General features: G+C 66.7%; 25 protein-coding genes. 16 read left to right on the top strand and 9 right to left on the bottom strand.

Annotated elements, in window-relative coordinates:
- Positions 1-4 precede the first annotated feature (4 nt).
- Together KHP16_RS10270 and KHP16_RS10265 are read left to right on the top strand one after the other, a co-directional pair.
- Positions 5-703 carry an alpha/beta hydrolase gene (locus KHP16_RS10270; RefSeq protein ID WP_115953290.1) on the top strand — a complete coding sequence of 233 codons (699 nt, stop codon included), beginning with the start codon at positions 5-7 and terminating at the stop codon, positions 701-703.
- A complete protein-coding gene (locus KHP16_RS10265; RefSeq protein ID WP_121491829.1) occupies positions 700-1,071 on the top strand; it encodes a hypothetical protein in 372 nt (123 codons plus the stop codon). The genes KHP16_RS10270 and KHP16_RS10265 overlap by 4 nt, the downstream gene beginning before the upstream one ends.
- Here KHP16_RS10265 and mdtD read toward each other — a convergent pair.
- Positions 1,061-2,428: a multidrug transporter subunit MdtD gene (mdtD, locus tag KHP16_RS10260; protein WP_115953291.1), complete on the bottom strand. Its 1,368-nt coding sequence runs from the start codon at positions 2,426-2,428 to the stop codon at positions 1,061-1,063. The genes KHP16_RS10265 and mdtD overlap by 11 nt on opposite strands.
- A 162-nt stretch (positions 2,429-2,590) precedes the next feature.
- Here mdtD and KHP16_RS10255 point away from each other — a divergent pair, with 162 nt between their 5' ends.
- On the top strand, positions 2,591-3,448 hold the full coding sequence (locus KHP16_RS10255) for a LysR family transcriptional regulator (protein ID WP_109583444.1): 858 nt from the start codon (positions 2,591-2,593) through the stop codon (positions 3,446-3,448).
- Positions 3,449-3,463: 15 nt separating this feature from the next.
- On the opposite strand, the gene KHP16_RS10250 is transcribed toward KHP16_RS10255, so the two are convergent.
- Positions 3,464-4,597: an AGE family epimerase/isomerase gene (locus tag KHP16_RS10250; RefSeq protein WP_244835743.1), complete on the bottom strand. Its 1,134-nt coding sequence runs from the start codon at positions 4,595-4,597 to the stop codon at positions 3,464-3,466.
- 186 nt (positions 4,598-4,783) lie between these two features.
- Here KHP16_RS10250 and KHP16_RS10245 point away from each other — a divergent pair, with 186 nt between their 5' ends.
- The 4 genes from KHP16_RS10245 to KHP16_RS10230 all read left to right on the top strand — a co-directional run bounded on the left by KHP16_RS10245 (position 4,784) and on the right by KHP16_RS10230 (position 7,804).
- A complete protein-coding gene (locus tag KHP16_RS10245) occupies positions 4,784-5,056 on the top strand; it encodes a hypothetical protein (protein ID WP_244835742.1) in 273 nt (90 codons plus the stop codon).
- Between the two features lie 160 nt (positions 5,057-5,216).
- A complete protein-coding gene (locus tag KHP16_RS10240; RefSeq protein WP_115953292.1) occupies positions 5,217-5,495 on the top strand; it encodes a hypothetical protein in 279 nt (92 codons plus the stop codon).
- Between the two features lie 121 nt (positions 5,496-5,616).
- On the top strand, positions 5,617-6,627 hold the full coding sequence (locus tag KHP16_RS10235; RefSeq protein ID WP_373561943.1) for a ferritin-like domain-containing protein: 1,011 nt from the start codon (positions 5,617-5,619) through the stop codon (positions 6,625-6,627).
- Positions 6,628-6,661: 34 nt separating this feature from the next.
- Positions 6,662-7,804 carry a glycosyltransferase gene (locus tag KHP16_RS10230; protein WP_109583446.1) on the top strand — a complete coding sequence of 381 codons (1,143 nt, stop codon included), beginning with the start codon at positions 6,662-6,664 and terminating at the stop codon, positions 7,802-7,804.
- Positions 7,805-7,826: 22 nt separating this feature from the next.
- Here the strand turns inward: KHP16_RS10230 and hpnA are convergent, their stop codons facing one another.
- Entirely contained in the window at positions 7,827-8,771 is a 945-nt protein-coding gene (gene hpnA / locus KHP16_RS10225) for a hopanoid-associated sugar epimerase (protein ID WP_211960114.1), read from the bottom strand.
- Between the two features lie 220 nt (positions 8,772-8,991).
- Between hpnA and ispH the strand changes: the two genes are divergently transcribed.
- Complete coding sequence (gene ispH / locus KHP16_RS10220) at positions 8,992-10,002, top strand: 4-hydroxy-3-methylbut-2-enyl diphosphate reductase (protein ID WP_109583448.1); 1,011 nt, start codon at positions 8,992-8,994, stop codon at positions 10,000-10,002.
- A 20-nt stretch (positions 10,003-10,022) separates the two neighbouring features.
- Positions 10,023-11,192: an adenosyl-hopene transferase HpnH gene (gene hpnH, locus KHP16_RS10215; RefSeq protein ID WP_109583449.1), complete on the top strand. Its 1,170-nt coding sequence runs from the start codon at positions 10,023-10,025 to the stop codon at positions 11,190-11,192.
- A 169-nt stretch (positions 11,193-11,361) separates the two neighbouring features.
- Here hpnH and KHP16_RS10210 read toward each other — a convergent pair whose 3' ends face one another.
- A complete protein-coding gene (locus KHP16_RS10210) occupies positions 11,362-12,003 on the bottom strand; it encodes an MlaC/ttg2D family ABC transporter substrate-binding protein (RefSeq protein WP_211960113.1) in 642 nt (213 codons plus the stop codon).
- Between the two features lie 205 nt (positions 12,004-12,208).
- Between KHP16_RS10210 and hpnN the strand changes: the two genes are divergently transcribed.
- The 7 genes from hpnN to KHP16_RS10175 all read left to right on the top strand — a co-directional run bounded on the left by hpnN (position 12,209) and on the right by KHP16_RS10175 (position 20,908).
- The gene (hpnN, locus tag KHP16_RS10205) at positions 12,209-14,929 is read left to right on the top strand and encodes a hopanoid transporter HpnN (protein ID WP_211960112.1); all 2,721 of its coding nucleotides are present in this window, start codon (positions 12,209-12,211) and stop codon (positions 14,927-14,929) included.
- A gap of 167 nt (positions 14,930-15,096) precedes the next feature.
- Positions 15,097-15,942: an MlaA family lipoprotein gene (locus tag KHP16_RS10200; RefSeq protein WP_109583756.1), complete on the top strand. Its 846-nt coding sequence runs from the start codon at positions 15,097-15,099 to the stop codon at positions 15,940-15,942.
- Between the two features lie 218 nt (positions 15,943-16,160).
- Positions 16,161-17,240: a type IV pilus assembly protein PilM gene (pilM, locus tag KHP16_RS10195; protein WP_244214594.1), complete on the top strand. Its 1,080-nt coding sequence runs from the start codon at positions 16,161-16,163 to the stop codon at positions 17,238-17,240.
- The gene (locus KHP16_RS10190) at positions 17,237-17,959 is read left to right on the top strand and encodes a PilN domain-containing protein (protein ID WP_109583453.1); all 723 of its coding nucleotides are present in this window, start codon (positions 17,237-17,239) and stop codon (positions 17,957-17,959) included. Before pilM ends, KHP16_RS10190 begins: the two co-directional genes overlap by 4 nt.
- Positions 17,956-18,612 carry a type IV pilus inner membrane component PilO gene (locus KHP16_RS10185; RefSeq protein ID WP_109583454.1) on the top strand — a complete coding sequence of 219 codons (657 nt, stop codon included), beginning with the start codon at positions 17,956-17,958 and terminating at the stop codon, positions 18,610-18,612. The genes KHP16_RS10190 and KHP16_RS10185 overlap by 4 nt, the downstream gene beginning before the upstream one ends.
- Complete coding sequence (locus tag KHP16_RS10180) at positions 18,609-19,154, top strand: pilus assembly protein PilP (RefSeq protein WP_109583455.1); 546 nt, start codon at positions 18,609-18,611, stop codon at positions 19,152-19,154. Before KHP16_RS10185 ends, KHP16_RS10180 begins: the two co-directional genes overlap by 4 nt.
- Positions 19,151-20,908 carry a type IV pilus secretin PilQ gene (locus KHP16_RS10175; protein ID WP_109583456.1) on the top strand — a complete coding sequence of 586 codons (1,758 nt, stop codon included), beginning with the start codon at positions 19,151-19,153 and terminating at the stop codon, positions 20,906-20,908. Before KHP16_RS10180 ends, KHP16_RS10175 begins: the two co-directional genes overlap by 4 nt.
- 121 nt (positions 20,909-21,029) lie before the next feature.
- On the opposite strand, the gene KHP16_RS10170 is transcribed toward KHP16_RS10175, so the two are convergent.
- The 5 genes from KHP16_RS10170 to KHP16_RS10150 form a co-directional block, all read right to left on the bottom strand.
- Positions 21,030-21,503: a pilin gene (locus tag KHP16_RS10170; protein ID WP_109583457.1), complete on the bottom strand. Its 474-nt coding sequence runs from the start codon at positions 21,501-21,503 to the stop codon at positions 21,030-21,032.
- Between the two features lie 129 nt (positions 21,504-21,632).
- Complete coding sequence (locus KHP16_RS10165) at positions 21,633-22,106, bottom strand: pilin (RefSeq protein ID WP_109583458.1); 474 nt, start codon at positions 22,104-22,106, stop codon at positions 21,633-21,635.
- A 125-nt stretch (positions 22,107-22,231) separates the two neighbouring features.
- Positions 22,232-22,741, bottom strand: coding sequence for a type IV pilin protein (locus KHP16_RS10160; RefSeq protein ID WP_280528130.1), 510 nt, complete (start codon positions 22,739-22,741; stop codon positions 22,232-22,234).
- Positions 22,738-26,001: a pilus assembly protein gene (locus KHP16_RS10155; protein ID WP_244835741.1), complete on the bottom strand. Its 3,264-nt coding sequence runs from the start codon at positions 25,999-26,001 to the stop codon at positions 22,738-22,740. The genes KHP16_RS10160 and KHP16_RS10155 overlap by 4 nt, the downstream gene beginning before the upstream one ends.
- Positions 26,001-26,507, bottom strand: coding sequence for a pilus assembly PilX family protein (locus tag KHP16_RS10150; protein WP_121491654.1), 507 nt, complete (start codon positions 26,505-26,507; stop codon positions 26,001-26,003). The genes KHP16_RS10155 and KHP16_RS10150 overlap by 1 nt, the downstream gene beginning before the upstream one ends.
- Positions 26,508-26,522: the final 15 nt, after the last annotated feature.

Here is a 26,522-nt window from a genome sequence, read left to right as displayed (position 1 = left end):
CCTCATGACCGCTGCGCTGCTCCCCGCCATTGAACTCGAATCCGCGCCCGGCCCGGCGCAACCCGCGTCGCAACCGCCCGCCTACGCCGTCATCTGGATGCATGGCCTCGGTGCCGACGGCAGCGACTTCGTGCCCGTGGTGCCCGAACTCGGGCTCGCCGGCGCGCCCAATATCCGCTTCATCTTCCCGCATGCGCCAGCGATGCCCGTGACCGCCAACGGCGGCTACGTCATGCCCGCCTGGTACGACATCCTGTCATTCGACGAAGTCGGCCGACGCGGCGACGAGGCGGGCATCCGCAAATCGCGCGACGCCATCCGCGCCCTGATCGCGCGGGAGAACGAGCGCGGCGTGCCGAGCGAGCGCATCGTGCTCGCCGGGTTCTCGCAAGGCGGCGCCATCGCCTACACGGCGGGACTCACGCATCCGGAGCGCCTCGGCGGCATCATCGCGCTATCGACATACATCCCCTCGCCGGACCTCGTGGCAGCCGAAGCCTCGGCCGCGAACGCCGATACGCCGATCTTCGCGGCCCATGGCACCGCGGACGATGTCGTGCCGCTGGCGCTGGGCGAGCAGGCGCGCGACTTCCTCCGCGCGCGCGGCCACGCGCCGCAATGGCAGACCTATCGCATGGCGCATTCGGTGTGCCTCGACGAAATCGCCGATATCGGCCAATGGCTGCGGGCGCGCTTCGCATGATTCCGCAGACACCGCCCCCGCGCATCGACTTCAACACGCGCAAGGCCCTGATGTTCGCGCTGACCGCGGAACGGCTCTCGGCCTATTACGAACACGGCAAGTGGATGACGGACGCGCAGGGCGCGACGCTGGCCGGCATGTGGCTGTCGCGGTCGAAGCTGCAGCTCGCCTTATCGGAGCGGCGCCTGCTGTCCGAACTCAGCGACCAGTTCGCGCGCCAGCTGGCGGAACAACTGTCGCGCGAAGCCGGCCTGTATGCGTCGCACGAGATGATGGAAGCGCTGGACCCCAACTACCAGTCCGCATTCGCCCACGACATGCTGGACGAATGCGAACGATTGCTAAGAGAGAACGGCGTTACCGAGTGACCGGCGCGGAGCTGCGGCGCGGCCGTGTGAGTTCGGCAATATCGAGCCGGCGGAACACCAGCGCCGACAGCATCGTAATGATGCCCACACTGACGAAGGCGAGGCGATAAGCCGGCGCGGCCACGCCGAGCTTGACCGAGAACAGGCTGACGAGCCCGCCGCCGATTGTCACGCCCAGGCCGATGGCCAGCATCTGGACCATCGAGAACAGGCTGTTGCCGCTGCCCGCGTCTTCGCGCGAGAGGTTCTTGAGCGTCACGCTGTTCATCGCGGCGAACTGCATCGAGTTGGATGCGCCGAAGATCGCCAGCTGCAGGATCGACACGGCGAGCGGCCAGCCAGGCGCCATCGCCGCGAACGATGCGATCGACCCGCCGACGATCAGCGTGTTGACCACAAGGAAATTGCCGTAGCCGAAGCGGTTCACCAGCGGCACGATCCAGCGCTTGGCCACCGCGCCCGAGATCGCCACCGGCAGCAGCATCAGGCCGGAATGGAACGGCGTGTAGCCCAGTTGCAGCTGCATCAGCAGCGGCAGCAGGAACGGCACCGCGCCGGAACCGATGCGCGCCACGAGGTTGCCGATCAGCCCGGTGCTGAAGTTCGGTTCGCGGAACAGCGCGAGCCGGAACAGCGGCGTGCGATGGCGCCGCGCATGCGGGATGTACAGCAGCGCCGACACGACGCTCAACGCGGCGAGCGCGAGGCCGAGTGCGGGACCGCCGGTTCCGTGCGAGGCGTCGAGCGCCAGCGAGAACGACACCATGCACAACGACAGCAGGCCGCAGCCCAGCCAGTCGAACGGCGGTGCCACGCCCGACTCGCCGGGCGGCAGATAGCGCCGCACCGCGAGCAGGCCGATCAGTCCCACCGGCACGTTGATCAGGAAGATCCAGTGCCACGACGCGCTCTCCACAAGCCAGCCGCCGAGCACCGGACCGAAGATCGGCCCAACCTGCCCCGCCACCGAGACGAACGCCAGCGCCGCGATGTATTGCTCGCTCGGCACGTTGCGCAACACGGCCAGCCGGCCGATCGGCAAGAGCATCGACCCGCCGATACCCTGCAGCACGCGCGCGATGGTCAATTCCGTGAGCGTGTGGGCCGTGGCGCAGAACACCGAGCCCAGCACGAAAATCAGGATGGCGGTGAAGTACACCCGGCGCGTGCCGAAGCGATCGGCCAGCCAGCCCGAGGCCGGCGTTAGCATCGCCATCGTCAGCGTGTACGCGACGATCACCGGCTGCAATGCAAGCGGTTTCTCGTTGAGGCTGTGGGCGATCGAAGGGAGTGCGGTGTTGAGAATCGTCGTGTCGAGGGCTTGCATGAAGAAGCCCGCAAAGACGATCCAGAGCATGGCCTTCTGGGAAGACCCGGTTGTTCCGGCGGCGGTGGGGGGTGAAGCGGCAGTCATTGCGTGTTTTTGTAGCGAATGCTGAAATGTTATCGATCGCATCGCCCATCGGGAACCCCTCTGGCGTTATTGACTGCAATCGGAAATGCCGATGACAATGCCGCCATGCTCAATCCTGTCTGGATCCAGACCTTCTCCACGGTCGCCACGGCCCGCAGCTTCACGGATGCCGGCCGCCAGCTGGGCCTGTCCCAGTCCTCGGTCAGCGACCATATCCGTCGGCTCGAACAGAGCGTCGGCCGGCGGCTCTTCGTACGGGACACCCACTCGCTGTCGCTGACGCCTGACGGCGAGGCGCTGCTGGTCCACGCGCGCCTGATTCTCGAATCGATCGCCCGGGCGGAGGGCCAGTTCAGCGCGCCGCGTCTCCAGGGCCGCGTGCGTCTCGGCACATCGGAAGATCTGGCTCAGGGACCGCTGCCAAACGTCCTGGCCGCGTTCCGCGATGCGCATCCCGACGTCGAATTCGAGATCACGATCGGCATGACGGGCCGCCTGTACGAGCTCATGGATGCGGGCGCGCTGGACCTGATGGTCGGCAAGCGGCGCGAAGGCGATCGGCGAGGCGTGCCGCTGTTCCGCGGCCAGCTCGAATGGCTGTCGCGGCCGGGCACGGTGATCGACGTCCGGCAGCCCCTGCCCCTGATCCTCGTCCACGAGCCGAGCGTCACGCGCTCCGTGGTGCTCGATGCGCTGGCCAAGAGCGGCTGGCGCTGGCATATCGTCTGCTCGAGCAGCAGCCATTCGGGCTGCATCGCCGCCGCGCGCGGCGGGCTGGGTATTACCGTGCGGGCCCAAAACCTGTCGGGGCGCGGCCTCGTCCCGCCCGTGAACTACGCGGAGTTGCCTGCGCTACCCGATGTGGAGTTCATTTCGCTGTCGGCGCGGCGCGTCAGCAAACCGGCCGAGACCCTCCTGCGCCTATTGCAGAAAAGCGATCTGCGCTCTCCCCGCGACGACTGAACGTCCGCGCGCCGCTCAACGTAGGGCGTGCAATGCCTCGTAGGCGGTCAGCAGATGGTATGGCGTGGTGGAAGGCATTTCCGCGCGCAGGACCGACCCATCGGCGGCCAGCACCTCATTCCACCCGAGCGGATGCAGGAAACGGATGCGAAAACTCGCGATCCACGCTTCCAGTTGCGCCAACGCGCCGGCTTCGCCGCCGATCGTCCCGCGCAGGCCAAGTGCGCGGGCGAACTCCGTCTGCGCCCAGATGCGCTGCGTGGTATCGATCTGACGGCCTTTATCGTCGATCGCCGCGCATACGCCGAGCGTATCGGCATCAACCACGCCATGCTGCCGCGCGAAGGTGAAAGCCTTGTCGAGGGTTTCACGCAACGGCGAATCGGCGAACACCTTTGGCGCCATCGCGACCAGCGAATACCACTCGAACTGGTGGCCGGGCTCGATCCGGTTGCCGGCGGTGCCCTGCGGCAGTTCGGCGATGCAGCCGCTGAGCGGATCGACGAACGTCACGTGCACCGCCCGCGCCAGGGCCTGCAGCCGGGTTTCGAACCATCTGTCGCCTGTGGCGTCAAGCGCGGCCAGATAGGCCTCGGTCAGGTGCATGACGGGGTTCTGCAGCACGCCCGCACCGCTATCGGCAAAGTCCGCCGTGAGCGCCGCGTGATACAGGCCGGCGCCGTTGGCGAAGCGCTGCTCCACCACGTCCACGGTGCCGCGCAGCACCGATAACGCCTCGGAATCCGACGACGCGCGGTAGTAGTGCGCCGCCGCGAAGATCACGAATGCATGGGTATAGAGGTCGCGCGCGGTATCGAGCGGCTGGCCATCGGGACCCACGCTGTAGATCCATGCGCCGCGATCCTGCCCGCCGAAATACCGGCGCAGCGACGAGAACAGCGTGCGCGCGTGCGTCAGATGTCCTGCCCTGGAGAAGACGAACAACTGCCGCGCGCAGGCCATCGCCCGAAAGCGCTGGTCCGGCCGCGGCGCGCCCGTGACGCCGTCCAGCGCCTCGTGCGCAAGCTGCCGGCCGGCGTCCCAGCCCGCGCCGGTCCACGCCGGCAGCACGGTGGCGTCGTAGTGGGCAACGAGGGTATCGATCGCGCGGGCGAGGGAAGACGGTACGGGCATCGGAACAACGGTCATAAGGGGCTCAATGGCGCGGATGCGCGGGGAGCCGAGCGGCAAAGATACTGGAAATGCGCCGCGCGCGATAGCCGCCGGGGCGCACCCCGCACATGCCCGCATTGCCGCTGGCATTGCTGCAAAGCGGTGCTATGGTAAAAGTCCGACGGCCCCGCCGGGGCTCGCGGCACGCCACGGGAGCGCACCATGGCCATGCAACCCCATATCACGCCCACTGCTCCGACGACGCTCAGCGACAAGCGCCGGACGCTCGTCATGCACGTGATGGAAGATCCGCCGGGACGCTACTCGTGGCGCATCGTCGTCGAGGAACATTGCGGTGGCGCGGACTGTGACAGCACCATCGAGTCGTCGATGCATTATGCGTCCATGGCCGAGGCCGAGGCGGCGTGCTGGGCCTGCGGCAACGGCATGCTGGACATCCCCCGCACCGCCGGAGGGCATGCGCGCCACCACTGAGCCGCCCGGGCGGCGCGTCAACTCCGCACGGTTTCAAACGCATCCGGGGTTTCGCCGCCTTTTTGCGCCTTCGCACGGCATGCCCTAGGCTGTTAACGCCTCAGCCCGGCTTCTCGCTTTCCCCCGAGCGAGCGGGGGCGCATTGGTAATGGGAGAAGCGATGGACAAGCCTACCGTAAGCCCCCAGCGCTTTGTCGAACTGCTCAACGAGCGTCTCGCCATGCATCCGCTGTATCGCGAAGGCATGCATGTCTACGCCATTCCGGCTCACGCCGAAGTCCCGCGGGGACTGGTATGCGTGGGTCCGCGTGGCACCGAAGGCATTTGCGCGACGATCGAGAACATCGTGCGCGGCGAATGCGAAGTGGTGCCCGATATCTCGCAAGACTGGCCGCCACGGGCGCCTCGCCCGCGTTCTTACTCGGCCCCGGCGCCCTGAGGGGCGCCGTCTTTCCTCCTCGCCATCCCGGTTCCGGGCAATTGCTACACAGTGCGCACCTCGGCTGCGTAGCGCGCGCGCCATCGTTACAATGACACCCGCACGCAACGCGGGAGAGTCGATGAGAAGGATTGCAGAGGACGGGATCGCACAGGACGGAGTCGCCAGTTTCCCGGACACCCAGGTCAGCCCCCACGGGCAAGCCACTGCCGAGGCACGGGCCGCCGCCGTGGCCGCCACCATCGCGCGCCAGGCCGTGGATGAGGCGGACCATGCGATGCGCAACTGGACCGACCCCGCCCCGGGCCCGATCCGCATCGGCTCCCCCGAACACCTGCGCATGTTCAGCAACATGCTGCTCCAGACCCACAACCCCTACAAACCCGCCGTCATCGACTGGCCGAAACTCGCGCCGGACGCGCTCCGCCGCGTGACCTCCCTGCCGATCTGGGATATCGCCGTGCAGACGGAGGGCCGCGCATCCGTGCGCGTGCATGCGTTCGCCAATACCGTACGGGACCCGCTGCTGCGCAGCGCGCTGGAGATGGACGGCGACGAGGAAGCGCGCCACAAGGTCGTGCTGTCCAAGCTCGTCGAGGCTTACGGCATCGCGCTCGAACCCGAGCCCGAGTATCCGGTGCCGGCCGACCCCGAATGGGGATGGCTGGCCACAGGCTACAGCGAGTGCATCGACAGCTTTGCCGCGTTTGGCCTGTTCGCGGCCGCCAGGCAGTCGGGATTCTTTCCGGAGGAACTGGTCGAGACGTTCGAGCCCGTGATCCAGGAGGAGGGCCGCCATATCCTGTTCTTCGTGAACTGGGCCGCGTGGTACCGGCGCAGCCTGCCGTGGTGGCGCCGGCCGTTCTACACGCTCAAAGTCTGGCGCGTGTGGGTGCACCTGATCCGCGAACGCATCGGCATCGCCAAGGGCATCGACACCGGCGACAGCGTGCAGGACGCCAACTTCCCGATGAACGCATCGGGCGCGCTGACCGAATCCCTGACGCCCGGCGCACTCATCGACCTGTGCCTCGTCGAGAACGAGCGGCGCATGGCAGGGTATGATGCGCGCCTGCTGCGGCCCGACTTCGTGCCCCGCATCGCGCGGCTCGTGCGCCGGTTCGTGAAGTAGTCCCCCTGTCCTGCCCCCTGTAGACAAGAACGAGATGATGTTTGCCCTGTCCCTGCTGACACTGGCGATCTGGTGCGTGCTGGTGTTCGCGCGCGCGGGATTCTGGCGCGTGTCCAAGCCCGCGCCGTCGCCGCGCCCCGCCGCCTGGCCAGCCGTGGTCACCGTGATTCCCGCCCGCGACGAGGCTGACGTCATCGGCCGCGCCGTCGGCGGCGTGCTGGGCCAGCGGTATGCCGGAAAGCTCCACCTCGTCGTCGTGGACGACCACAGTCACGACGGAACCGCCGACATCGCGCGCGCCGCCGCCGTGACGCTGGGCCGCGCGGACGCGCTGACCGTGATCGGCGCGCGAGACCTGCCCGCGGGGTGGAGCGGCAAGGTATGGGCGCAGTCCGAGGGACTCGCCGCCGCCGATGCGGCCATGCCCGACGCCGAGTTCGTCTTCCTGACCGATGCCGATATCTGGCATGGCCCGAACGTGGTGAGCGACCTCGTTGCGCGCGCGATCGACGAAAAGCGCGACCTGACCTCCCTGATGGCGCGCCTGCGCTGCGAATCGTGGTGGGAACGCATGATCGTGCCCGCTTTTGTCTTCTATTTCGCCAAACTCTATCCGTTCCGCAAGGTTGCCGACGTGAACAGCGACGTCGCCGCCGCGGCGGGCGGCTGCATGCTGGCGCGCCGCTCCGCCCTCGCGCGCATCGGCGGTTTCGAAGCCATTCGAGGCGAGTTGATCGACGATTGCAGCCTGGCCGCCCAAATCAAGAAAGGCGGATCGATCCGGCTGGACCTTGCAGACGACAGCCTTTCGCTGCGGCCGTACGACGACTGGTCGAGCCTGTGGAACATGATCGCGCGGAGCGCCTATACCCAGCTGCACTACTCGCCGTGGATGCTGGCCGGGGCCACGGTCGGCATGCTGCTGACCTATATCGCGCCGCCCGTGCTCGCATTGGCCGGTGGGCCGGCGCTGTGGCCGGCGTGGCTGGCGTGGATCCTGATGGCGGCAAGCTACCGGCCGATGCTGCGCGAGTACCGCCAGCCGGCGTGGCTGGCACCGCTGCTGCCCGTGACGGCGCTGTTCTATCTCGGCGCAACGCTGGATTCGGCACGCCGGTACTGGCTCAAGCGGGGGGGACAGTGGAAGGGGCGCGCGCAGGCGCCCGTGAGGTCATGACTTGCCCTCCCGCGCCATGCACTCAACGCTTGTCGAGGTAGCCGGCCTGCCTGAACCACGCCAGCGCGTCGCGCAGCCCTTCCTGATAGGGGCGCGGCGCGTAGCCGAGCTCCCGCCTGGCCTTGTCGGACGTGAAGAACATCCGGTAGCGCGACATCTTGAGCGCGTCCACGGTGACGAACGGCTCCTTGCCGGTGAACCGCGCAATGGTCTCCGCCACGCGGGCGATCGGGTACAGCGGCCAGCGCGGCAGCTCGATGGTCGGCGCGCGGCGGTTGGACATGCCGGCGATATCGCGCAGCATCTGGCGCAGCAGCACGTCCTCGCCGCCGAGGATGTAGCGCTCGCCGATGCGGCCGCGTTCGAGGGCCTGGAAATGCCCCGTGGCAACGTCATCGACGTGGACGAGGTTGAGGCCCGTATCGACGAATGCCGGAATCTTGCCCGTGGCCGCCTCCACGATGACGCGGCCGGTCGGCGTCGGCTTGACGTCGCGCGGACCGATCGGCGTGGACGGATTGACGATCACGGCGGGCAGGCCTTCGGCTATCATGCGCTCCACTTCGCGTTCGGCGACGACCTTGCTGCGCTTGTACGCGCCGATCGCCTCGTCCGCGGCCAGCGGCGCGGTCTCGTCCACCGGCGCCGTGGCGCCGGCGACGCGCAGCGTGGCCACGCTGCTCGTGTAGACGATGCGTTCGACGCCCGCGGCGCGCGCGGCTTCCATGACGTTGACCGTGCCGATGCGGTTGTTGCGCACGATCTCTTCGGGATCCGGCGCCCAAAGGCGGTAATCGGCGGCGACGTGTAACAAGTAGCGCACGCCGTCCATCGCGCGCGTCATGGAGGCGGCATCGCGGAGGTCGCCCTCGACCAGCTCGACCGGCAGGCCTTCGAGGTTGGTGCGCGGGCTGGATGTCCGCACGAGAACCCGCACGCGAAACCCGCGGTCGAGTGCCTGACGCATCACAGAAGAACCCAAAAAACCGGAAGCGCCGGTCACCAGAATCGAATCGCTAATTTCAGTTCCCCTGTCATCAAAATGCCCTGCAAGCACGTTGGCCAATACCAACGTATCGAACAAGAAAATCGGCAGCGGTATATAGTAACCACCGTGCGTCGGAAAAGTGATGCAGAAATACCAATAAGATGATGAAAAATCGTACAAGAGTCGGGGGGCCGTCTCTATGCAGGTGATCCTTGCCCAGCCCAGGGGCTTCTGTGCCGGAGTCGTGCGCGCGATCGAAATCGTCGACCGTGCGCTGATCAAGCACGGCGCGCCTGTTTACGTTCGCCACGAGATCGTCCACAACAAGCATGTGGTCGAGACCCTGAAGAAGAAGGGTGCGCGGTTCGTGGAGGAGCTGGATGAGGTGCCGGGCGGTGCCGTGACGATTTTCAGTGCCCATGGCGTGGCGCGAACGGTCGTGGCGGAAGCGCGCGAGCGCCAGCTGCACGCGATCGACGCGACCTGCCCGCTCGTGATCAAGGTCCACACCCAGGGCCGCCAGTATGCCGCGGCCGGCCGCAAGGTGATCCTGATCGGCCATGCGGGCCACCCCGAGGTGGAAGGCACGATGGGCCAGATTCCGGGCAATGTGATCCTGGTGCAGAACGAGGCGGAGGTCGAGACGCTCGATATCCCCGCCGATGCGCCCGTGGCCTATGTCACGCAGACCACGCTGTCCGTGGATGACACGCGCAATATCATCGCCGCGCTGCATCGCCGCTTTACCGACCTGGTGGGGCCCGATACGCGCGATATCTGCTATGCCACGCAGAACCGCCAGAGCGCGGTGCGAGAACTGTCCACGCATGTGGACGTGATTCTGGTGATTGGCGCCACCAACAGTTCCAACTCCAACCGTCTGCGTGAAATCGGTGCCGAAAGCGGCGTTCCGAGCTATTTGATCGCCGACGGCAGCGAACTCGATCCGGCGTGGGTGCGTGACGCCCGCGTGATCGGCATCACCGCTGGGGCGTCCGCGCCCGAAGAGATGGTGGAAGACGTCATTGCGGCGCTGCGCCGCCTCGGGCCGGTCGAGGTATCGACCATGGCGGGCCGTGAGGAGCATGCCGAATTCCGTCTGCCGGCCGAACTGGCCGATCCGAAGCTGGCCTCACGACAGGCCAGAGACACCGATAACGACAGCAATGCGCAGCTCGCCGACACCCGGCAAGCCGAAACGCAAGCCTGAATACCACTGAAGGAAGCACCTTGGCCATTCCGTTCCTGCAGGTCGCCCGCGTGGGCGCCTACATCGCACGCAAGCATCTTTCCGGTCAGAAGCGTTACCCGCTCGCCCTGATGCTCGAGCCCCTGTTCCGCTGCAACCTGGCCTGTTCCGGCTGCGGCAAGATCGACTATCCGGATCCCATCCTGAACCAGCGCCTGTCCGTCGCGGAATGCCTGGAAGCGGTGGATGAGTGCGGCGCGCCCGTGGTGTCGATAGCCGGCGGCGAGCCGCTGCTCCACCGCGACATGCCCGAGATCGTGCAGGGCATCATCGCGCGCAAGCGCTTCGTGTACCTTTGCACGAACGCACTGCTGATGGAAAAGAAGATGGACGACTACAAGCCGAGTCCGTACTTCGTCTGGTCCGTCCACCTTGACGGCGATCGTGAAATGCACGATCACTCGGTGAACCAGGAAGGCGTGTACGACCGCTGCGTCTCCGCGATCGCCGAAGCGAAGAAGCGCGGCTTCCGCGTGAACATCAACTGCACGCTCTTCAATGACGCCAAGCCGGATCGCGTGGCGAAGTTCTTCGACACCGTGAAGGAAATGGGCGTCGACGGCATCACCGTGTCGCCGGGCTACGCCTACGAGCGCGCACCGGACCAGCAGCACTTCCTGAACCGCGGCAAGACCCGCCAGCTGTTCCGCGACATTCTGTCGCGCGGCAACGCCGGCAAGAACTGGGCTTTCAGCCAGTCGACGATGTTCCTCGACTTCCTGGCAGGCAACCAGACCTACCACTGCACGCCCTGGGGCAACCCGGCGCGCACGGTGTTCGGCTGGCAGCGTCCGTGCTACCTGGTCGGCGAAGGCTACGTGAAGACCTTCAAGGAACTGATGGAAGAGACCGACTGGGACGCGTACGGCACCGGCAACTACGAAAAGTGCGCGGACTGCATGGTCCACAGCGGCTACGAAGCCACGGCCGTGGCCGACACCTTCGCCCATCCGTTGAAGGCACTGGGCGTGTCCCTGCGCGGCGTGAAGACCTCGGGCCCGATGGCGCCGGACATCTCGCTGGACAAGCAACGTCCGGCCGACTACGTGTTCTCCCGCCACGTCGAAATCAAGCTGGCGGAAATCGGCGGCCTGCAGAAGAAGCCCAAGGCCGGCAACGCCAGCAAGGAATCCGCCGCCACGGTCCACTGATCGGTACGGCCTCTGAACGGCACGGCATTCCCTGAAGTCAGAACGGCTGCGAGCGATCGCAGCCGTTTTTGTTTTCCGGGGCGCCACCGATACAAACCCCGATACAAACCGGGCGCGGATCCCACCATAGTCGGGGCTGCCCCGACGAACGAGAAGCGCCGGGCGGCGCTCAGGCGGCGCCGCGTGCGTTATGGTTGGTGAGGTACTTGATGAGGCCGTCCACGCCGTCGCGCGCGACGATGTCGGCGAACTGCTTGCGGTAGACCTCGATCAGCCACGCGCCCATCATATTGATGTCGTAGATTTTCCAGCCATCGGGGGTCTTCGTCAGCCGGTAGTCGATGAGCATCTCGTCGCCGTTGTTGAGCACGCGCGTGCCCACGACCGAGTCGTTGGCGTTGCTGCCGGCCTGCGGCGGCTGGTAACGGAACTTGGGATTCTGGTCGCGGAGTTGCGACAGCGAGACCGCGTAACTGCGCACCAGCAGTTGCGTGAATTGTTCCTGCAGCGTCTTCTGCTGCTCGGGCGTGGCGGTCTTCCATGCCCCGCCGACCGCGAGACGCGTCGTACGGCCGAAGTCGGTATACGGGAGGAACTGCTTCTGGACGACGGCGGTGATCTTGGCGAGATCGCCGCTGCGCGTTTCGGGGTTGGACTGAATCTGGGAGATCACGCCCTCGACGGCCGCGCGCACGAGGCGGTCCGGCGCGGCCTTGGTATCGACCTGCGCGTGAGCGACGGAAACCAGCGCCACGAGGGCGACGGGCGCAATGGGGGCGAGTGCGACGGGATGGAAACCGGAGAGCTTCATGGGCGACTAATACTGATCAAGGCAATGACAGACCGGCGAGCCGGATGACGAACCAGTATATAGCGGATCGGGACCGGGTCGACAGCGTGCCTCATACCGCACCCCAAGGTGACGTCAGCGGCAACCGCTATACTCCGGGCTGCCGCACGCGCATCGTCACGCCACGTCACACCACGTCACATGGCCGAATCCTAACCGACCCCCAATGCTGAGACCGCTGCTCATCCGTACCGTCAAGTTCGCTACCCGTCACGCCTGGGGCGTGCTCGCGGTATCGCTGCTGCTCACCGCCCTCAGCGGCATCTATGTGGCGCGCAATTTTGCGATCAACACCGATATCAGTCGACTGCTTGAATCGGACGCACCATGGGCGACGAACGACAAGGCCATCAGTGCGGCATTCCCGCAACGGGACAATCTGATCCTCGCGGTCGTCCAGGCACCGGCGAAGGAGTTGGCCGATGCCGCCGCGAACGAGCTTGCGGTCAAGCTGCGCGAGCAGCCAAAGCGATTCAACGCCGTGGGCCAGCCCGGCGGCGGCCCATTCTTCGAACACAACGGCCTGCTGTTCGCGGACACCAGCACGGTGCAGGACATGGGCGGCAAACTGACACAGGCGCGGCCCCTGTTGAACAACCTCGCGCACGATCCCACGCTGCGGGGCCTGTCCGACCTGCTGACGACGACGCTCGCGCTGCCGCTGCAACTGGGCCAGGTGAAGCTGTCGGACATGGACAAGCTGCTCGGCGCGAGCGCGAAGACCGTCGATGGCGTGCTCGAGAAGAAGCCCGCAGCACTGTCGTGGGCCGGCCTCGTCGATGATGAACTCAAGCCGGATACGCAGGGCCGCGCGTTCAGTTTCATCACGGTCTCCCCGGTGCTGGACTTCAGCGACCTCAAGGCAGGGTCGGCCGCGAGCGACGCAATCCGCGCCGCGGCCGCCGAGCTCAAGCTGGCCGAGCGCTATAACGCGCAGGTGCGCCTGACGGGCTCGCAGCCGCTGGCCGATGATGAATTCGCGTCGGTCAGCGAAGGCGCCGAGCTCAACGGCATCCTGACCCTGATCGTGGTTATCGGCATTCTCTGGATGGCGTTGCGCTCGGGCCGGCTGATCGTGGCCGTGCTGACGAGCCTGATCTGCGGCCTGCTGATGACCGCCGCGCTGGGCCTCGCCATGGTCGGCGCGCTGAACATGATCTCGGTCGCGTTCGCTGTGCTGTTCGTGGGCCTGGGCGTGGACTTCGGCATCCAGTACGGCGTGCGCTATCGCGCGGAGCGCTGCGAGCACAACGACCTGTCGCTCGCGCTGGAGCTTGCGGCGCGCGACGTGGCCACCCCGCTCTCGCTCGCGGCGGCGGCCACCGCGGCCGCGTTCTTCTGCTTCCTGCCGACCGACTACCGTGGCGTGGCGGAGCTCGGCAAGATCGCCGGCGTCGGCATGATCGTCGCATTCGCAACCACCTTCACGATGCTGCCGGCGCTGATCCGCGTGCTGCGCCCGACGGGCGAGCGCGAGGCCCCGGGCTTCGCCTGGCTGGCGCCGGCCGATGCCTTCTTCGAACGCCATCGCAAGTCGGTACTCCTGGCGACCGGTGCGATCATCGTGGCCGGCATTCCGCTGCTGATGCACCTGCGCTTTGACTTCGATCCGCTGCATCTGAAAGACCCCGCATCGGAGTCCATGTCCACGCTGCTCGCGCTCAAGGATTCGCCGCAGGCGGGCACGGACAACGTGAGCGTGCTCACGCCCACGCTGCCCGCCGCGCAGGCCCTCGCGGGCAAGCTCGCCGCGCTGCCCGAAGTGTCGCGCGTGGTCACGCTGAACACGTTCATCCCGGCTGACCAGGCGCCCAAGCTGGCCGCCATCGCCGACATGTCGAAGAACCTGATGCCGGTGCTCACGCAGCAGCCGTCGGCGCCCGCCGACGACGCGCGCCGCGTGGCCTCGCTGCGCAACGCCTCGCGCCAGCTCGCGCTTGCCGCAGAGGACCATCCCGGTCCGGGCGCGGAATCGGCCGCGCACCTGAGCCGCTCGCTCGGCAAGCTCGCCGCCGCTGACGCCGCCACGCGGGACCGCGCGGAGGCGGCCATCGCACTGCCGCTGCGGCTCGCGCTGGCCAAGCTGCAGCGCGCGCTGTCGCCGTCGCCGGTCACGCGCGAATCGCTGCCGCCCGAACTCGTGCGCGACTGGCTGGCGCCGGACGGCCAGGCGCTGATCAGCGTGAGCCCGAAGATGCCGGCCGCCGCGCGCAGCGACGAGGACGTCCGCGAAGCGACACTCGACCGGTTTACCGGAGCGGTGTTACGCGTCGCGCCGAACGCGACGGGCGGGCCCATCGCCATTCAGGGTTCGGCCGATACGATCATGACCGCGTTCGCCCATGCCGGCATCTGGGCCGTGATCTCGATCGCGGTGCTGCTCTGGATCACGCTACGCCGGATCGGCGACGTGCTGCGCACGCTGATTCCGCTGCTGGTCTCGGCGATCGTGACGCTGGAGCTCTGCGCGGCTTTCGGTATCGCACTGAATTTTGCAAATATCATCGCGCTGCCGTTACTGCTCGGCATCGGTGTCGCGTTCAAGATCTACTACGTAATCGCGTGGCGCCACGGCAAGACCAAGCTGTTGCAATCGAGCCTCACGCACGCGGTGCTATACAGCGCGGCCACCACGGCCACCGCGTTCGGCAGCCTCTGGTTCTCGCACCATCCCGGCACAGCGAGCATGGGAGAACTGCTGGCGCTGGCGCTGGTCTGCACGCTCGCGGGCGCGGTCTTCTTTCAGCCGATATTGATGGGCCGTCCCCGCCGGCGCCTGGCGACGGATCCGCAGGGTCCGTCCATGCCCCCTGTCATGGTGGCGACGCAACTGGCAAAATCAGCCGATACTTCGCAAAGGCCCGACCCAGGCAAGCCCCGGCGGTAATCATCTACAGTCATCCGCTACAGTCATCCGCTACAGTCGTGCCTACGCTATCTGGCGCGGCAGCACCGTGTGTTGCCGCACCCGCATCACGCCGTTGCCGCGCGCGCACGCTTGATTCCCGCGCAATGGCACCCCATAACAAGAAATCGCCGATCCTCGTGTACTCCATGTCCGCCCGTCTCGCCTCCGTATCCACCGCTCCCCGTCCGCTGGCTGCCGCCGCGCTGACGGCCGCCGCACTCCTCGCTTCCGGCTGCGCCACCGGACCGCAAGCCAACCAGGACGACCCGCTCGAACCGATGAACCGCGCCGTGTTCAAGGTCAACGACACCGTGGACCAGTACGTCGCGGTGCCGATTGCGAAGGGCTACCAGAAGGTGACACCGGAACCCGCGCGGACGGCGGTGACCAATTTCTTCTCGAACCTGGCCGACGTCGGCAACTTCGCGAACAACGTGCTGCAGGGCAAGGGCGTGGAAGCCGCGGAAACGCTGATGCGCGTGGCCATCAACTCGGTGCTGGGCATCGGCGGCCTGATCGACATCGCCACGCCGGCCGGCCTGAGCAAGCATTCGCAGGACTTCGGCCTGACGCTCGGCGTCTGGGGCGTCCCGTCAGGTCCGTACCTCGTCCTGCCGCTGTTCGGACCGAGCTCGTTCCGCGACGGCGTGGGCCTCGGCGCGAGCTTCTACCTCGACCCCGCGCACTACCTCGATCCGGCGTGGCGGAACTCGCTGTTCGGTGTGAACGTGGTGAGCACGCGTGCCAACCTGCTGGGCGCCACCGACCTGCTCTCGCAGGCCGCGCTCGACAAGTATGCCTTCGTGCGCGATGCATACAGGCAGCGCCGCCAGTACCTCATCGAAAGCGGCAGCGGCAAGCTGCCGGCTTACGACGACGAGGATGACGATGCCGCCGCCCCGGGAACGTCGGCACCGGCGTCAGGGCCGGCGCCAGCGCCGGTGAAATCCACCACCACGCCCGTGGACTCGTCGGAAACGCCGAAGCAATAACGACAAAAAGGTCCCGACAGCAAGACGGGAAAACGCTGTCGGGACCGCAAAAGACATCGCATTCTCGGCGCAACGCCGCCACGTTCTCTCTTCCTTTTGACAACTTGAGATTCCGCTCGCCGGCGGAAATCTAAAGTTGTCGCAAGCCTCCCCGACACGCGCGGCCCTTCGCATAGGCTCGAACCCGATTCGATGCCCTACTCATGCGAGGTTAATCCGTGTCGTCATTCCTGCCGGTCCCCTTGCGCCGCCATACGATGGTCGGCGTTGACATCGGCGCGTCCAGCGTCAAGGTTGTCGAGATATCGGTCGCACGTGGCGGCCGGGCGCTCACGCTGCACCGCTGCGCCAGCGAACTGCTTGAAAAGGGCGCCGTGGTCAACGGCAGCCTCGTGCAGGTGGATGCCGTGGCCAGAGCGCTCACCAGCGCCCTGCGCAAGGGCCGCATCCACTCGCATGCGGCAACGCTCGCGCTGCCGCTGTCGCTGACCGAATGCTCCACGCTGTCGTTACCCGACAACCTCAGCCACGACGAACTCGGCGTGGAGGTTGAACACGAAGCGCAGCGACTCTATCCCCCTTCCGAACAGATCAATTACGACCACGGCATCATCGCCCATCACCGCGAAGCAAAGAGCGTCACGGTGCAGGTGGTCGCCGCCCGGCGCGATGCCGTGGAAGAACGCGTCTTCGCGGCGGAATTGGCTGGGCTCAAGCCCGTCGCCATCGAGGTGGAAGAAACGTCGATCCACCGCCTGATGGCATCGCGCGCGCGCGCCGCGTCCAACGGACACGCCCACGCGGGTATCGAGGTCCTCGTTCACCTCGGCGCCACCCGCTCCGCGGCGCTGTTCTATCAGGGTGCGATGCCCGTGCATCGAGAGCAGATCAACAGCACGGGCGACCAGCTGACTGAAAGCTGCGCGCGCGCCTTCCGGCAGGACATGCGCAAAGCGGAGATCCACAAGCGCAAGAACACGCTGCCGCGCGAATGGCGCGCGCAGATTCTGAAGCCGTCGCTCGAACTCCTGGCGATGGAAATCCAGAGCGCAATCAGCAGCTTCGCGGCACGGTCAACGCTTGGCGCGGTCGAGCGCATCCTGCTGTGTGGCGGCCATGCATCGCTGCCCGGCCTCGATGAAGCGGTGCAGGCGCAGTCGCGCATCGCCACGGAAATCTTCGATCCGTTCGCGCACATGACCATCGGCCGGCACGTCAACCCGCGCTACTTCGAACGCGACCTGCCCGCGCAGGTCATCGGCGCGGGTCTTGGCCTGCGTGGAGGCGCGCAGCCATGATGGCCAACCCGGCTTCTATCGCCGCTCCCGTAGCGGCCTCCACCTCCGCATCCAGCGCGTCGACCGGCGCGGTGCTCGTGCAGCCCATCGTCGACACGATCAACCTGCTGCCGTATCGCGACCAGCAGCGGCAGGCACAACGCCGCGGGACCGCGATGGTGCTCGCGTTCGCCTGTGGCTGCGCGGTGCTGGCGCTGTTGGTCGCGCGCGCCGCGGTGACGCATGCGGCGGACAACGTCGTGGCGCTCAATGCCGTGCTCGCCGGCGAACTGCGCGAGATCGACCAGCGCGTGGGAGAGATCCGCACGCTCGAGCAGGAAGTGCAAGCCCTTGTCGCGCGCCAGAGCGCGATCGCGGTGCTGCAGCGCGAGCGGATGCAGGCACCGCGGCTGCTCGCGGAGCTAACGGCCTTCGTACCGCCAACGGTCTACGTCTCGACGCTCGAGCAGCGCGGCAGCGTAGTGACGCTCACGGGTGTGTCCGCCACGAACCAGGAGGTGTCAGCCCTGCTCGCGAACATGGGCCGGACGTCGGGCATCCGCGACCCCCAGCTCAGGGAATCGCGCACGAGTTCGGCGGACAGCGCCGGTGCGCGGTCGCCACGACGCAATGCCTTCGACTTCACGGTCAGCTTCACGTACGACGGCCCGCCGCAGCCCGCCGAAGGCGGGCGCGCCGCCGCCCTCGCCGCCGATGCGCGCCCGGACACGCAATCATGAAAATCCCTACGTACTTTGGTGATCTTGCCGCGCAGTTCCGCGACCTCGATGTCCGCGACCTCGCCAGTTGGGAGCCAGCCCCGCGCGCGGCGCTGGCGCTGTGCGCGGGCGCCGTGACCTTTGCGGCGGGCTGGTTCCTCACCGTTGGCGACAACATGGATGCGCTGCGGCATCTGGAGGCGGAGCATGCGGCGCTGCGCGAGAGATATCGCGTCCGCGCCGGCCAGGCGGTGCACCTGCCCACGCTGCGCACGCGCAAGGAGGAAGTGGCGACGCGCGTGACGGCAGCGGAACGGCAGTTGCCGAGCCGCACGGACATGGACGCCCTGCTCGCCGACATCAATCACGCGGGTCTGCTGCGCGGCCTGCAGTTCGAACTGTTCAAGCCCGAGGCGACGCGCATTGCGAGCGACTTCGCGGAGATCCCCATCCGCATACGAGTGACCGGACGTTTCTCCGACCTGGCGCGTTTCTCCGGGGATATCGCGACGATGTCACGGATCGTTTCGATGCGCGACCTCTCCATCCAGCACAACAAATCGGGCGGACTCGCCATGGAAGCCAACGTCATCGCTTACCGGCTGCTGGAAGCCGGCGAGAGCGAGTCGCAGGCCGACACCGCGCCCTCCGCCAAACACGGGGAGTCGCGATGAAACGACACCACCGCCACAACAGCCGGCGGACCCTCGCCATGCTGCTCGGCGCAGCGGTAGCCATCGGCGGGCTCACGGGCTGCCAGAGTTCCGACGAGGAGAAGCTGCGCAGATGGATCGAAACGACGAAGCGCGCAACGGCCGCCGAACCGGCGCAGTTGGCCGCCTCGACCGGAACGTCCGCGCCGCCGCCGGCGCCGGCGACCGAGAGCGATCCGTTCGCCATCGCACGGCTCGCGGCACCCGCCCAGGCGGCCGCCACTCACCCCGAAGCCTCGCGTCGGCGCGAGGCATTGGAAGCGTTCGCGCTCGACTCGATGCAGATGGTGGGCGTGCTCCATCGCGGCGGCAAGACCGTCGCGGTGCTGCGCGTCGGCGACCAGATCCATCACGTCGGCGTGGGGCAATACATGGGCATGCGCCATGGCCGTGTGACGCGCATTACCGATCAGGAGATCACGTTGCGCGAGTTGGTTCTCGAAGGCGAATCCGATTGGAAGGAACATATGACTAGTCTGAAGCTGGAGGCATCCTCAACATGAAATCCCGTCGCTGGCGGCGCGTCATTGGCACAAGCGCCGCCCTCACTCCCGCGCTGGCCGTGCAGGTCGCGCTGGCCCAAAGCAACTTCGTCAGACAGGTGGACGCCGCCGACAAGAGCGGCCAAACGACGTTCGTCATCGAGATGCAGTCCCCTATTCAAGGTAAGCCGCTCGACTTCATTACCGAAAAGCCCGCGCGCATCGCCTTCGACTTCGACGATACCGGCTTTGCCGCGGGCCGCGCGCGCTACAAGTACGACAGCCGGCTGCTCAACGGCGCGGACGTCATCGAGACCGGTGGACGCACGCGCGTCGTGCTGGACCTCAAGCGCTCGGTGCCGTATCGCACGGCCGTTCAGCATAACAAGCTCGTGGTCACGCTGGATCCACCCGCCGCGCTCGCGGAGGCGCCAGGCATGACGGCTATCGCTTCCGGAAAGGACGCGGCGCCTTCCTCGTACGGCGGCCAGCGCATGACGCTTAACTTCCAGAACGTCTCGGTGCGATCGCTGCTGCAGGTCTTCGGCGAATTCACTGGGCTCAACATCGTCACGAGCGACGCCGTGCAGGGCAACCTCACCCTGCGGCTCAACGACGTGCCATGGGACCAGGCCCTGCAGATCGTGCTCGATGCCAAGGGACTCGATTCCCGCCGCAACGGCAATGTCATCTGGATCGCGCCGAAGGCGGAGCTTGCCGAAAAGGAGAAGCTCGAGTTCGAATCGCGCCATCAGGTCAGCGAACTCGAGCCATTGCGCAGCGAAGTCTATCGCCTGAATTACCAGCGCGCCGACGATGTGCGCAGGATGCTCGTCGGCGACAGCGGCGCGCAGGGTGCGTTGCGCATGCTGTCGAAGCGCGGTGCGCTGACCGCGGACACGCGCACGAACCAGCTGTTCGTTTCCGACGTGGCGAGCAAGCTCGAGGAAGTGCGCGCGTTCATCGCCAAGATCGATATTCCGGTACGGCAGGTCCTGATCGAGGCGCGCATCGTCGAGGCGAACGACACCTTCAGTCGCAACCTCGGCGTCAAGCTAGGCTTCGCCGCGCGGTCGAAGGGCGCGAACTATGGCAGCGAATATGGCAACGTGCTACCCGGCTTCGCAAATGCCGGTGATGGCAGCGCCGGTTCCGTACCGCCGGCGGTGAGCCTGCCCGCTGCGGGCCTGGTCGGCGCCAACCCCGCCGCGCTCGCATTCAGCCTCTTCAATGCAAACGCAAGCCGCTTCCTGGCGCTGGAACTCACCGCGCTGGAAGCCGATGGCAAGGGCAAGATCATCTCGAGCCCGCGCGTGGTCACGGCCGACAACATCAAGGCGCTGATCGAGCAGGGAACGGAGTTGCCCTATCAGGCGGCCACGTCGAGCGGCGCCACGTCGGTGAGTTTCAAGAAAGCCAACCTCAAGCTGGAGGTAACGCCGCAGATCACGCCCGAGGGCAAGGTCATCCTCGACGTCGACGTCAACAAGGACAGCCGCGGTATCTCGACGCCAAGCGGCTTTGCCATCGACACCAAGCATGTGCGCACGCAGGTGCTCGTGGACAATGGCGGCACCGTCATGATTGGCGGCATCTTCATGGAGGACGAAGGCAACCAGAATACCAAGGTACCGCTTCTGGGCGACATTCCCGTACTCGGTCACCTGTTCAAGAGCAACGAGCGCGTCAGGGATCGCAAGGAGCTACTGGTGTTCCTGACACCGCGGATCCATGCGGACCTGGAGCTCGAACCGAAACTCGCCAGCGCGCGATAGACAGAGGCCGTCGCCATGACGAGGGCGGCCAGCGATGACTAAAGCCGGTAGAGGATTGTCCGCTACCGGCTTTGGTTTTTGTCGAGCGTCCGCCCGAGTGGCCTCCCGATTGTCCACAACTTCACGGCGTCTTCGCGATGCAGTCGCCTGGCACATACGAGGCGCGCCATGCGGCGCGGTTGGCCGGCGGCGTAACGGTGCAGCGCCACATGCCTTCCGCGCTGCGATCGAACTGGATGGCCGAGCCGTGGATCGCCGCGCTCGCATTGCCGCCGATATTCACCTTCAGGTAACCCGTGCGCGTCGCGGCAGCGTAGGTCCACAGGCCATCCGTGCTGATGGGACCGGTGAGATTCGACCGCACATAGCCGAGGTCGATGGCCGTGGGCGACGTCATGCCCCGGCCCAGATGCTCTTCGATCGACGTCTTGTACGCGGCTAGTTCGGACACCGCGCGCGCCATCTGTGTGCGCGCCGTGTACTCCTGATACTGCGGAACGGCGATGGCTGTCAGCAGGCCGATCACGGCGACCACGACCATGAGTTCGATCAGCGTGAAGCCCGCCTGGGCCGTGGATGAGCGGCTTGAAAGCATGGATAGCAAAAAGGGAAAGGGGAAGAGGGAAGCGGTGACACGGCGCGGGCCGTGTCACCCCGCCGCGATCGATACGGGCGCGAGCGGGCAATGGAGTACGCGATGGCGCGATTCAGGTGAGCTGGGGCATCAGGTGCAGTTCGCCGGCTTGTAGGAATTCTTCCAGCCCGCGGCGGTCTGCGAGACCGGCGTGATGACACAGGTCCACGTGCCGTCCGCGGAACGGTTCAGCTTGATGCTCGTGCCGTTCACCGCGGTGTTCGCCTTCTGGCCCATCTTGACCTCGAGGGTGCCAGTCTTCGCGGAAGCATTGTAGGTCCACAAGGTACTGGCCTTCGGGTCGTGGACGGCCGTCAGGTTGGACTGCACGTAGCCAATATCGGAGTTGACGATCGTGGTGATGCCGCGCAGCAGGTGGTCTTCCACACCGGTCTTGTACGCCGAGAGTTCCCCGACCGCGCGCGTCATCTGCGTGCGGGAGGTGTAGTCCTGATACTGCGGCACGGCGAAGGCCGCAAGCACGCCGATGATGGCGACCACGACCATCAGTTCGATCATGGTGAAGCCGGTCTGAGCCGAGCGAGCGATACGCTTGAAATGCATGATGACCCCAAAAAAATGAGTATGAGAACGGCCGTCCGGCAACATGCCGTCGGCAGCTTCATGACATCACGGGGGGGCGATGCCCATCGCGAAATTGGCAAACATTGACGATCGGCGAACCGCGTTCACCAGCATTGCGCGGCCGGCAGGCTGCCGCCGCGCATGGACTGCCGCCCGGTGTCATCCAGCACGAACGTGCCGCATCGGTCGTCGCCCTGCGCGCCCAACGGGGAGGCTGTCGCTTCAAAGGCTTCGAAGACCGCCCCGCCCTGCTTCAGCGTCACGGATACGCGGTACCACGCGGTGCGCGCCGAGCCCGTGCCTGTGGCCGGGTCGCCAATCTGTCCGTCGAACACGTCGAGCGGAAAGCGGGCGGAAGGGCCGGAGAGGCCGAGCTTCTCCGGCTTGTCGGTGTATGTGCCGTGCAGCGCCATATGCCGCGCCTGCCGCGCGGCAAGATCGAGCAGCGCCGTTCGCGCCTGGAGGCGCCTGGCCGCACGCACGTAGTCCGCGTAACCCGGAATCGCGATCGCGGCGACGATGCCCAGGATGACGATCACCGTGAGCAGCTCCATCAGCGTGAAGCCCCGCTGCTGCGATCGCGGGTCCCATGCAGGCGAGCGGGCGGTGCTCACCGGAGCCTCGCCCAGTTGACGCGCCTGCTCTTCTGTTCGCCCAGGTCGGGATTGATCTGACTCAGCTTGCCGACGCCCTTCTCGGTCTGCTGCACCATGAACGTCTTTCCGTTGAGCGTGAACGTGGTGGGCGTGCCGGTCGCATCGAGGCCCACACCGCTGACGGGCACCGTGGTGTTGCCCAGTTCGGGCACGTCGAAGAAGGACCGTGCGCTCGCGCCGCCGGTATCGAGCCGCACGGCCATCGAGTATCCCGAGTTCTCCGCCTTCGCGCAGCTCAGGACATTCGCGGCGGCCGGCGCGGGCGGAATTGTCGTGTTGAAGAGCAGCATGCCGCCGATCATCGTGGAGTCGTGCAGCACCTGCTCGTCGTCGCCGGGTAACTGCAGCCGCCAACCAGTCCGCGGCGCGCGGCACTTCGCGTCGCCCTGCCAGCAAACCTGCTCCGTACTCACCGCGCGCGCCGCCGGTCCATCGGCCGCCGCGGATAACCGCTCGACGGTCTGCACCTGCAGGTCCGCGGCTGTCACCGTGCGCGTGCCGGGCAGGGACGCATAGTGGAACATTGCCCTCGCGTTCCACGCGTCGAGGTCGGCATCCCATACGCCATGCATGCCGTGCCTGCCGCGTGCGTATTCGTAACTGGCGTATGTGGTCTGTTCGTAGCGCCGCCCCGTGCCGAAGCTCATCATGACGCGCGGCTTCTCGTTCCGCGCGGGCATCGTGCTCACGAGCACGGCCGTGGTGATCGGCAGGCCGCCCGTCGCATAATGGGGCGCGGCGCGGACCCGCCATTTCGCGGGATCGGTGTCCGTCAGGTCGAAGCGCCACACGTTGCCGAACAGGTCGCCCGCGTACACGTAGTCGGTAATGTGGTCTTCATCGAGGTCCGCCGCCGTGACCTCGACGATGCCGTTCCGCCGCTGCTGCTTCAGCGGGTCCTGCGCAGGACCATGCCCCGTATCGAGGTAATGGAAGGTGGCGCCGCTCGCGCCCCGCGCGGGATCGACGATCATCACGAACAAGCCCGCGGAACCGTGCGCGCTGTTGTAGCCGTTACCGAACAACACGGCCCATTTGCCGTTGTGCAGCCGCCGGATCAGCGGCTTGCCGTGGACCATGCCGAGATGCGCGCCACAGTTGGCGACGTTGCACATGCCCGTACCATTCAGCCGTGCGGAGGACCATTCGCCAAGGGCCAGGGTGCCCGCTCCAGCTTCGCGAAACGCGGCCGGATCGGTAATGTCGAGCGCGTAGATCATGCCGCCGGCCGCCGTCGTATCGTCGGCGATGGGGCCGTCGGCGCGCGCGCCGCCGCCGAGGCCGCCGACGAGCCATGTATGCCACGCACCGCCGTAGTACAGGTCGCCCGAACCCGCCGTCGCGTCGACGAAGAGGTTATGCGCGTAGCTCGGCGACGTGAGGTCGTACCGCGCATCGCGCGCGCGCACCACATCGACGACCGGCGACGGCATATACGCGAGGATCTCCACGCCATCGTTCTGGATCGGTTGGCCCCCGCCCGCGCGGAAACCGTGCATCATTCCATCGTTCGCGCCGACGTAGACCACGTGCTGCCGCAGGGCGTTGCGCGCGCTGAAGGCCGCATAGCTCCCATCCGGTTCGGCGGCGCGTTGCGCCGGATGCAGTCGATCCTGCCACGGACGGTCGTAAGGCAGATCGGGCGCACCGACCCACGTGGGACTCGAATGGCTGATGTCGCCGAGCAAACCCTGCCGCCTGCGCAGCGTTCCGCCCTGTGCGACGCCGACCTCGTCCTGGCGCGCGCCGCGCAGGTAGTCGAGCACGCGCTCGCCCGTGGCGGGACTCGATGCCGTCGGACCGAGACTTGCGCGCTGCGCGGCCGACAGCGACTGCCAGCGCCATGGCACGCCGCGCGTGCCATCCCATGTCAGAATCATGCGCTGCTCGGGTGCGATCGCGGCCACGCTGCCCGTAACGCCGTCGCAGGTGCCGCCGGTCAGCCGGCATGCCGCATCCCAGCGCGGCCGCGACTCCAGCTCTACCCGCCCGTCCTGACGTGTGGCCACCCCGACGGCGGTCAGCTTACCCGTCCAGTACCGCTCGTTGAACGCGCTGAAGTAGAACTGCGGGCCACCGTCCGTCCGCCGCGCGGGATCCTGCCCGACGGCGGCGCTGGTGTCGGCGCGGCTTGCCGGCTTCGCCTTGAAACACGTGATCTCGTGGACGTTGCTGCCCGCCCCGGTACTCGCGGCGAATCCGAAGCGCAGCGTCGCGGGCGGTACGCCATTCTCCTTGACGATGTCGACGTCTTCGAAGACCGGCGTCGCCACGCCGCCGTTGTAGCTGTAGTGCAGGCTCAGGCGTCCATGCTGCGTGAGGCGCATGGCATAGGTAATCGGCAGGGCCTTGCCCCGCGTGGGCTGGTTGACGCCATGCTGATTGGCCATCGGTCCCGGCAAGCGGCTCGAACGCAGGAATGCATAGTTGCGCAGCGGCTGGCCCGCCTGCGTGAGACCTCGTCTACACGCCTGCCTGACCATCCAATTGCGGAAACCGGCCGCGCTGGCCAAATAGGACTGTCCGAAGTCCCGCTTGAGTCCGTCCCAGTTCGTATCGCCCGCGCCCCGCACGACGATATGGTTGGGGCTGTGGCCGGGGCCGCTGTTCGTCCCGTCCGCGGCATTCGAGAAATTGCCGTACTCGTCGATGCCGATACCGAGGTAGCCGCCCTCGACGCCATCGGGCGGCGTCTGGACGTTCGAGCAGCTATAGCCGAGGGCGCCCCCCGCAGATCCAATGGAGGGTGTCCGGGCGCCATCGGCCAGAAAGAAGCTGAGGCCGTCGGCGCCGCGGCCCTCATATCCATCGCCGCCATAGGTGACTGTCGAGAACGACAGCTCGATCCCCTCGTGATTCGGGAACGTGAATTTAGATACCACCGCGCCGCGTTGAAAGTCGGCGTTGTTGCCCGTTCCCCAGCCTTGAGGCTGGTAGTCGCCATTGGTCAGGCGCAATGCGCCCGAGCCCGCCGCGTCGGGCAGCCGCCCGGTCTTGCCGCCGACCAGCACCTTGCCGCGGTAATACGGAAGCGTGTGACACGCGGGGATGCTTCCGGAGCCGTTGCCCGCCGTCAGGCAGGCGCCATCCAGCGCGATCCAGTCGTAACGCGATGCCCCGCCGGTCAGGTCGTCGTCGATGAACTGGATGCTCTCCTCCGCTCGGATCGCGCCGGTCCATACCAGAAGCGCGAGGCATGTCATGATCGAATTGCGCATCAATGGGCTCCGAGGTTGCGTGCGGCCGTGGAGAGCGAGAGCGTGCTGCGGAGCACCGCCACGGCGGTGGTTCCCGTCGCCCCCGCGGGGCCGTAACCGGCAGCGGTGATCTGGAAAACGCGATCCAGGCCGCCGCGCGCCATGCCGACTTCGACGATGTGGATGGCGCTGCGGGATGGACCGTTCGCGTCGGGCTGATTGCCGGGCAACGGCAGATTCTCGATGCGCTCGGGCCACGGCGGCCGTGTCGGATCCGTCAAAGGGCGCGTGCAGACACGCAAGCTGGACACGCGGGCGTCGATCGCGCCCGCGCAGGGCACCGAGGCGACACCGCGCTCCTGCACCAGCCAGCCCTCGGCATACCGCAGCGCATCTTCGGCGGCGCGCAATGCGCGCTGTTTGTCGGTGACGTTTCCGGCGATGCGTTCGCGCACGGGCACACCGCGCATCATCGCCACACCCAGCGCGCCGAGCGCGATGGTCAGGAACAGCGCGAACAGCAGCACGAAGCCGCCTTCGCG

The organism is Cupriavidus plantarum (assembly GCF_905397285.1).
Taxonomy (GTDB): domain Bacteria; phylum Pseudomonadota; class Gammaproteobacteria; order Burkholderiales; family Burkholderiaceae; genus Cupriavidus; species Cupriavidus plantarum.
This window is presented reverse-complemented; position numbering and strand designations above follow the sequence as displayed.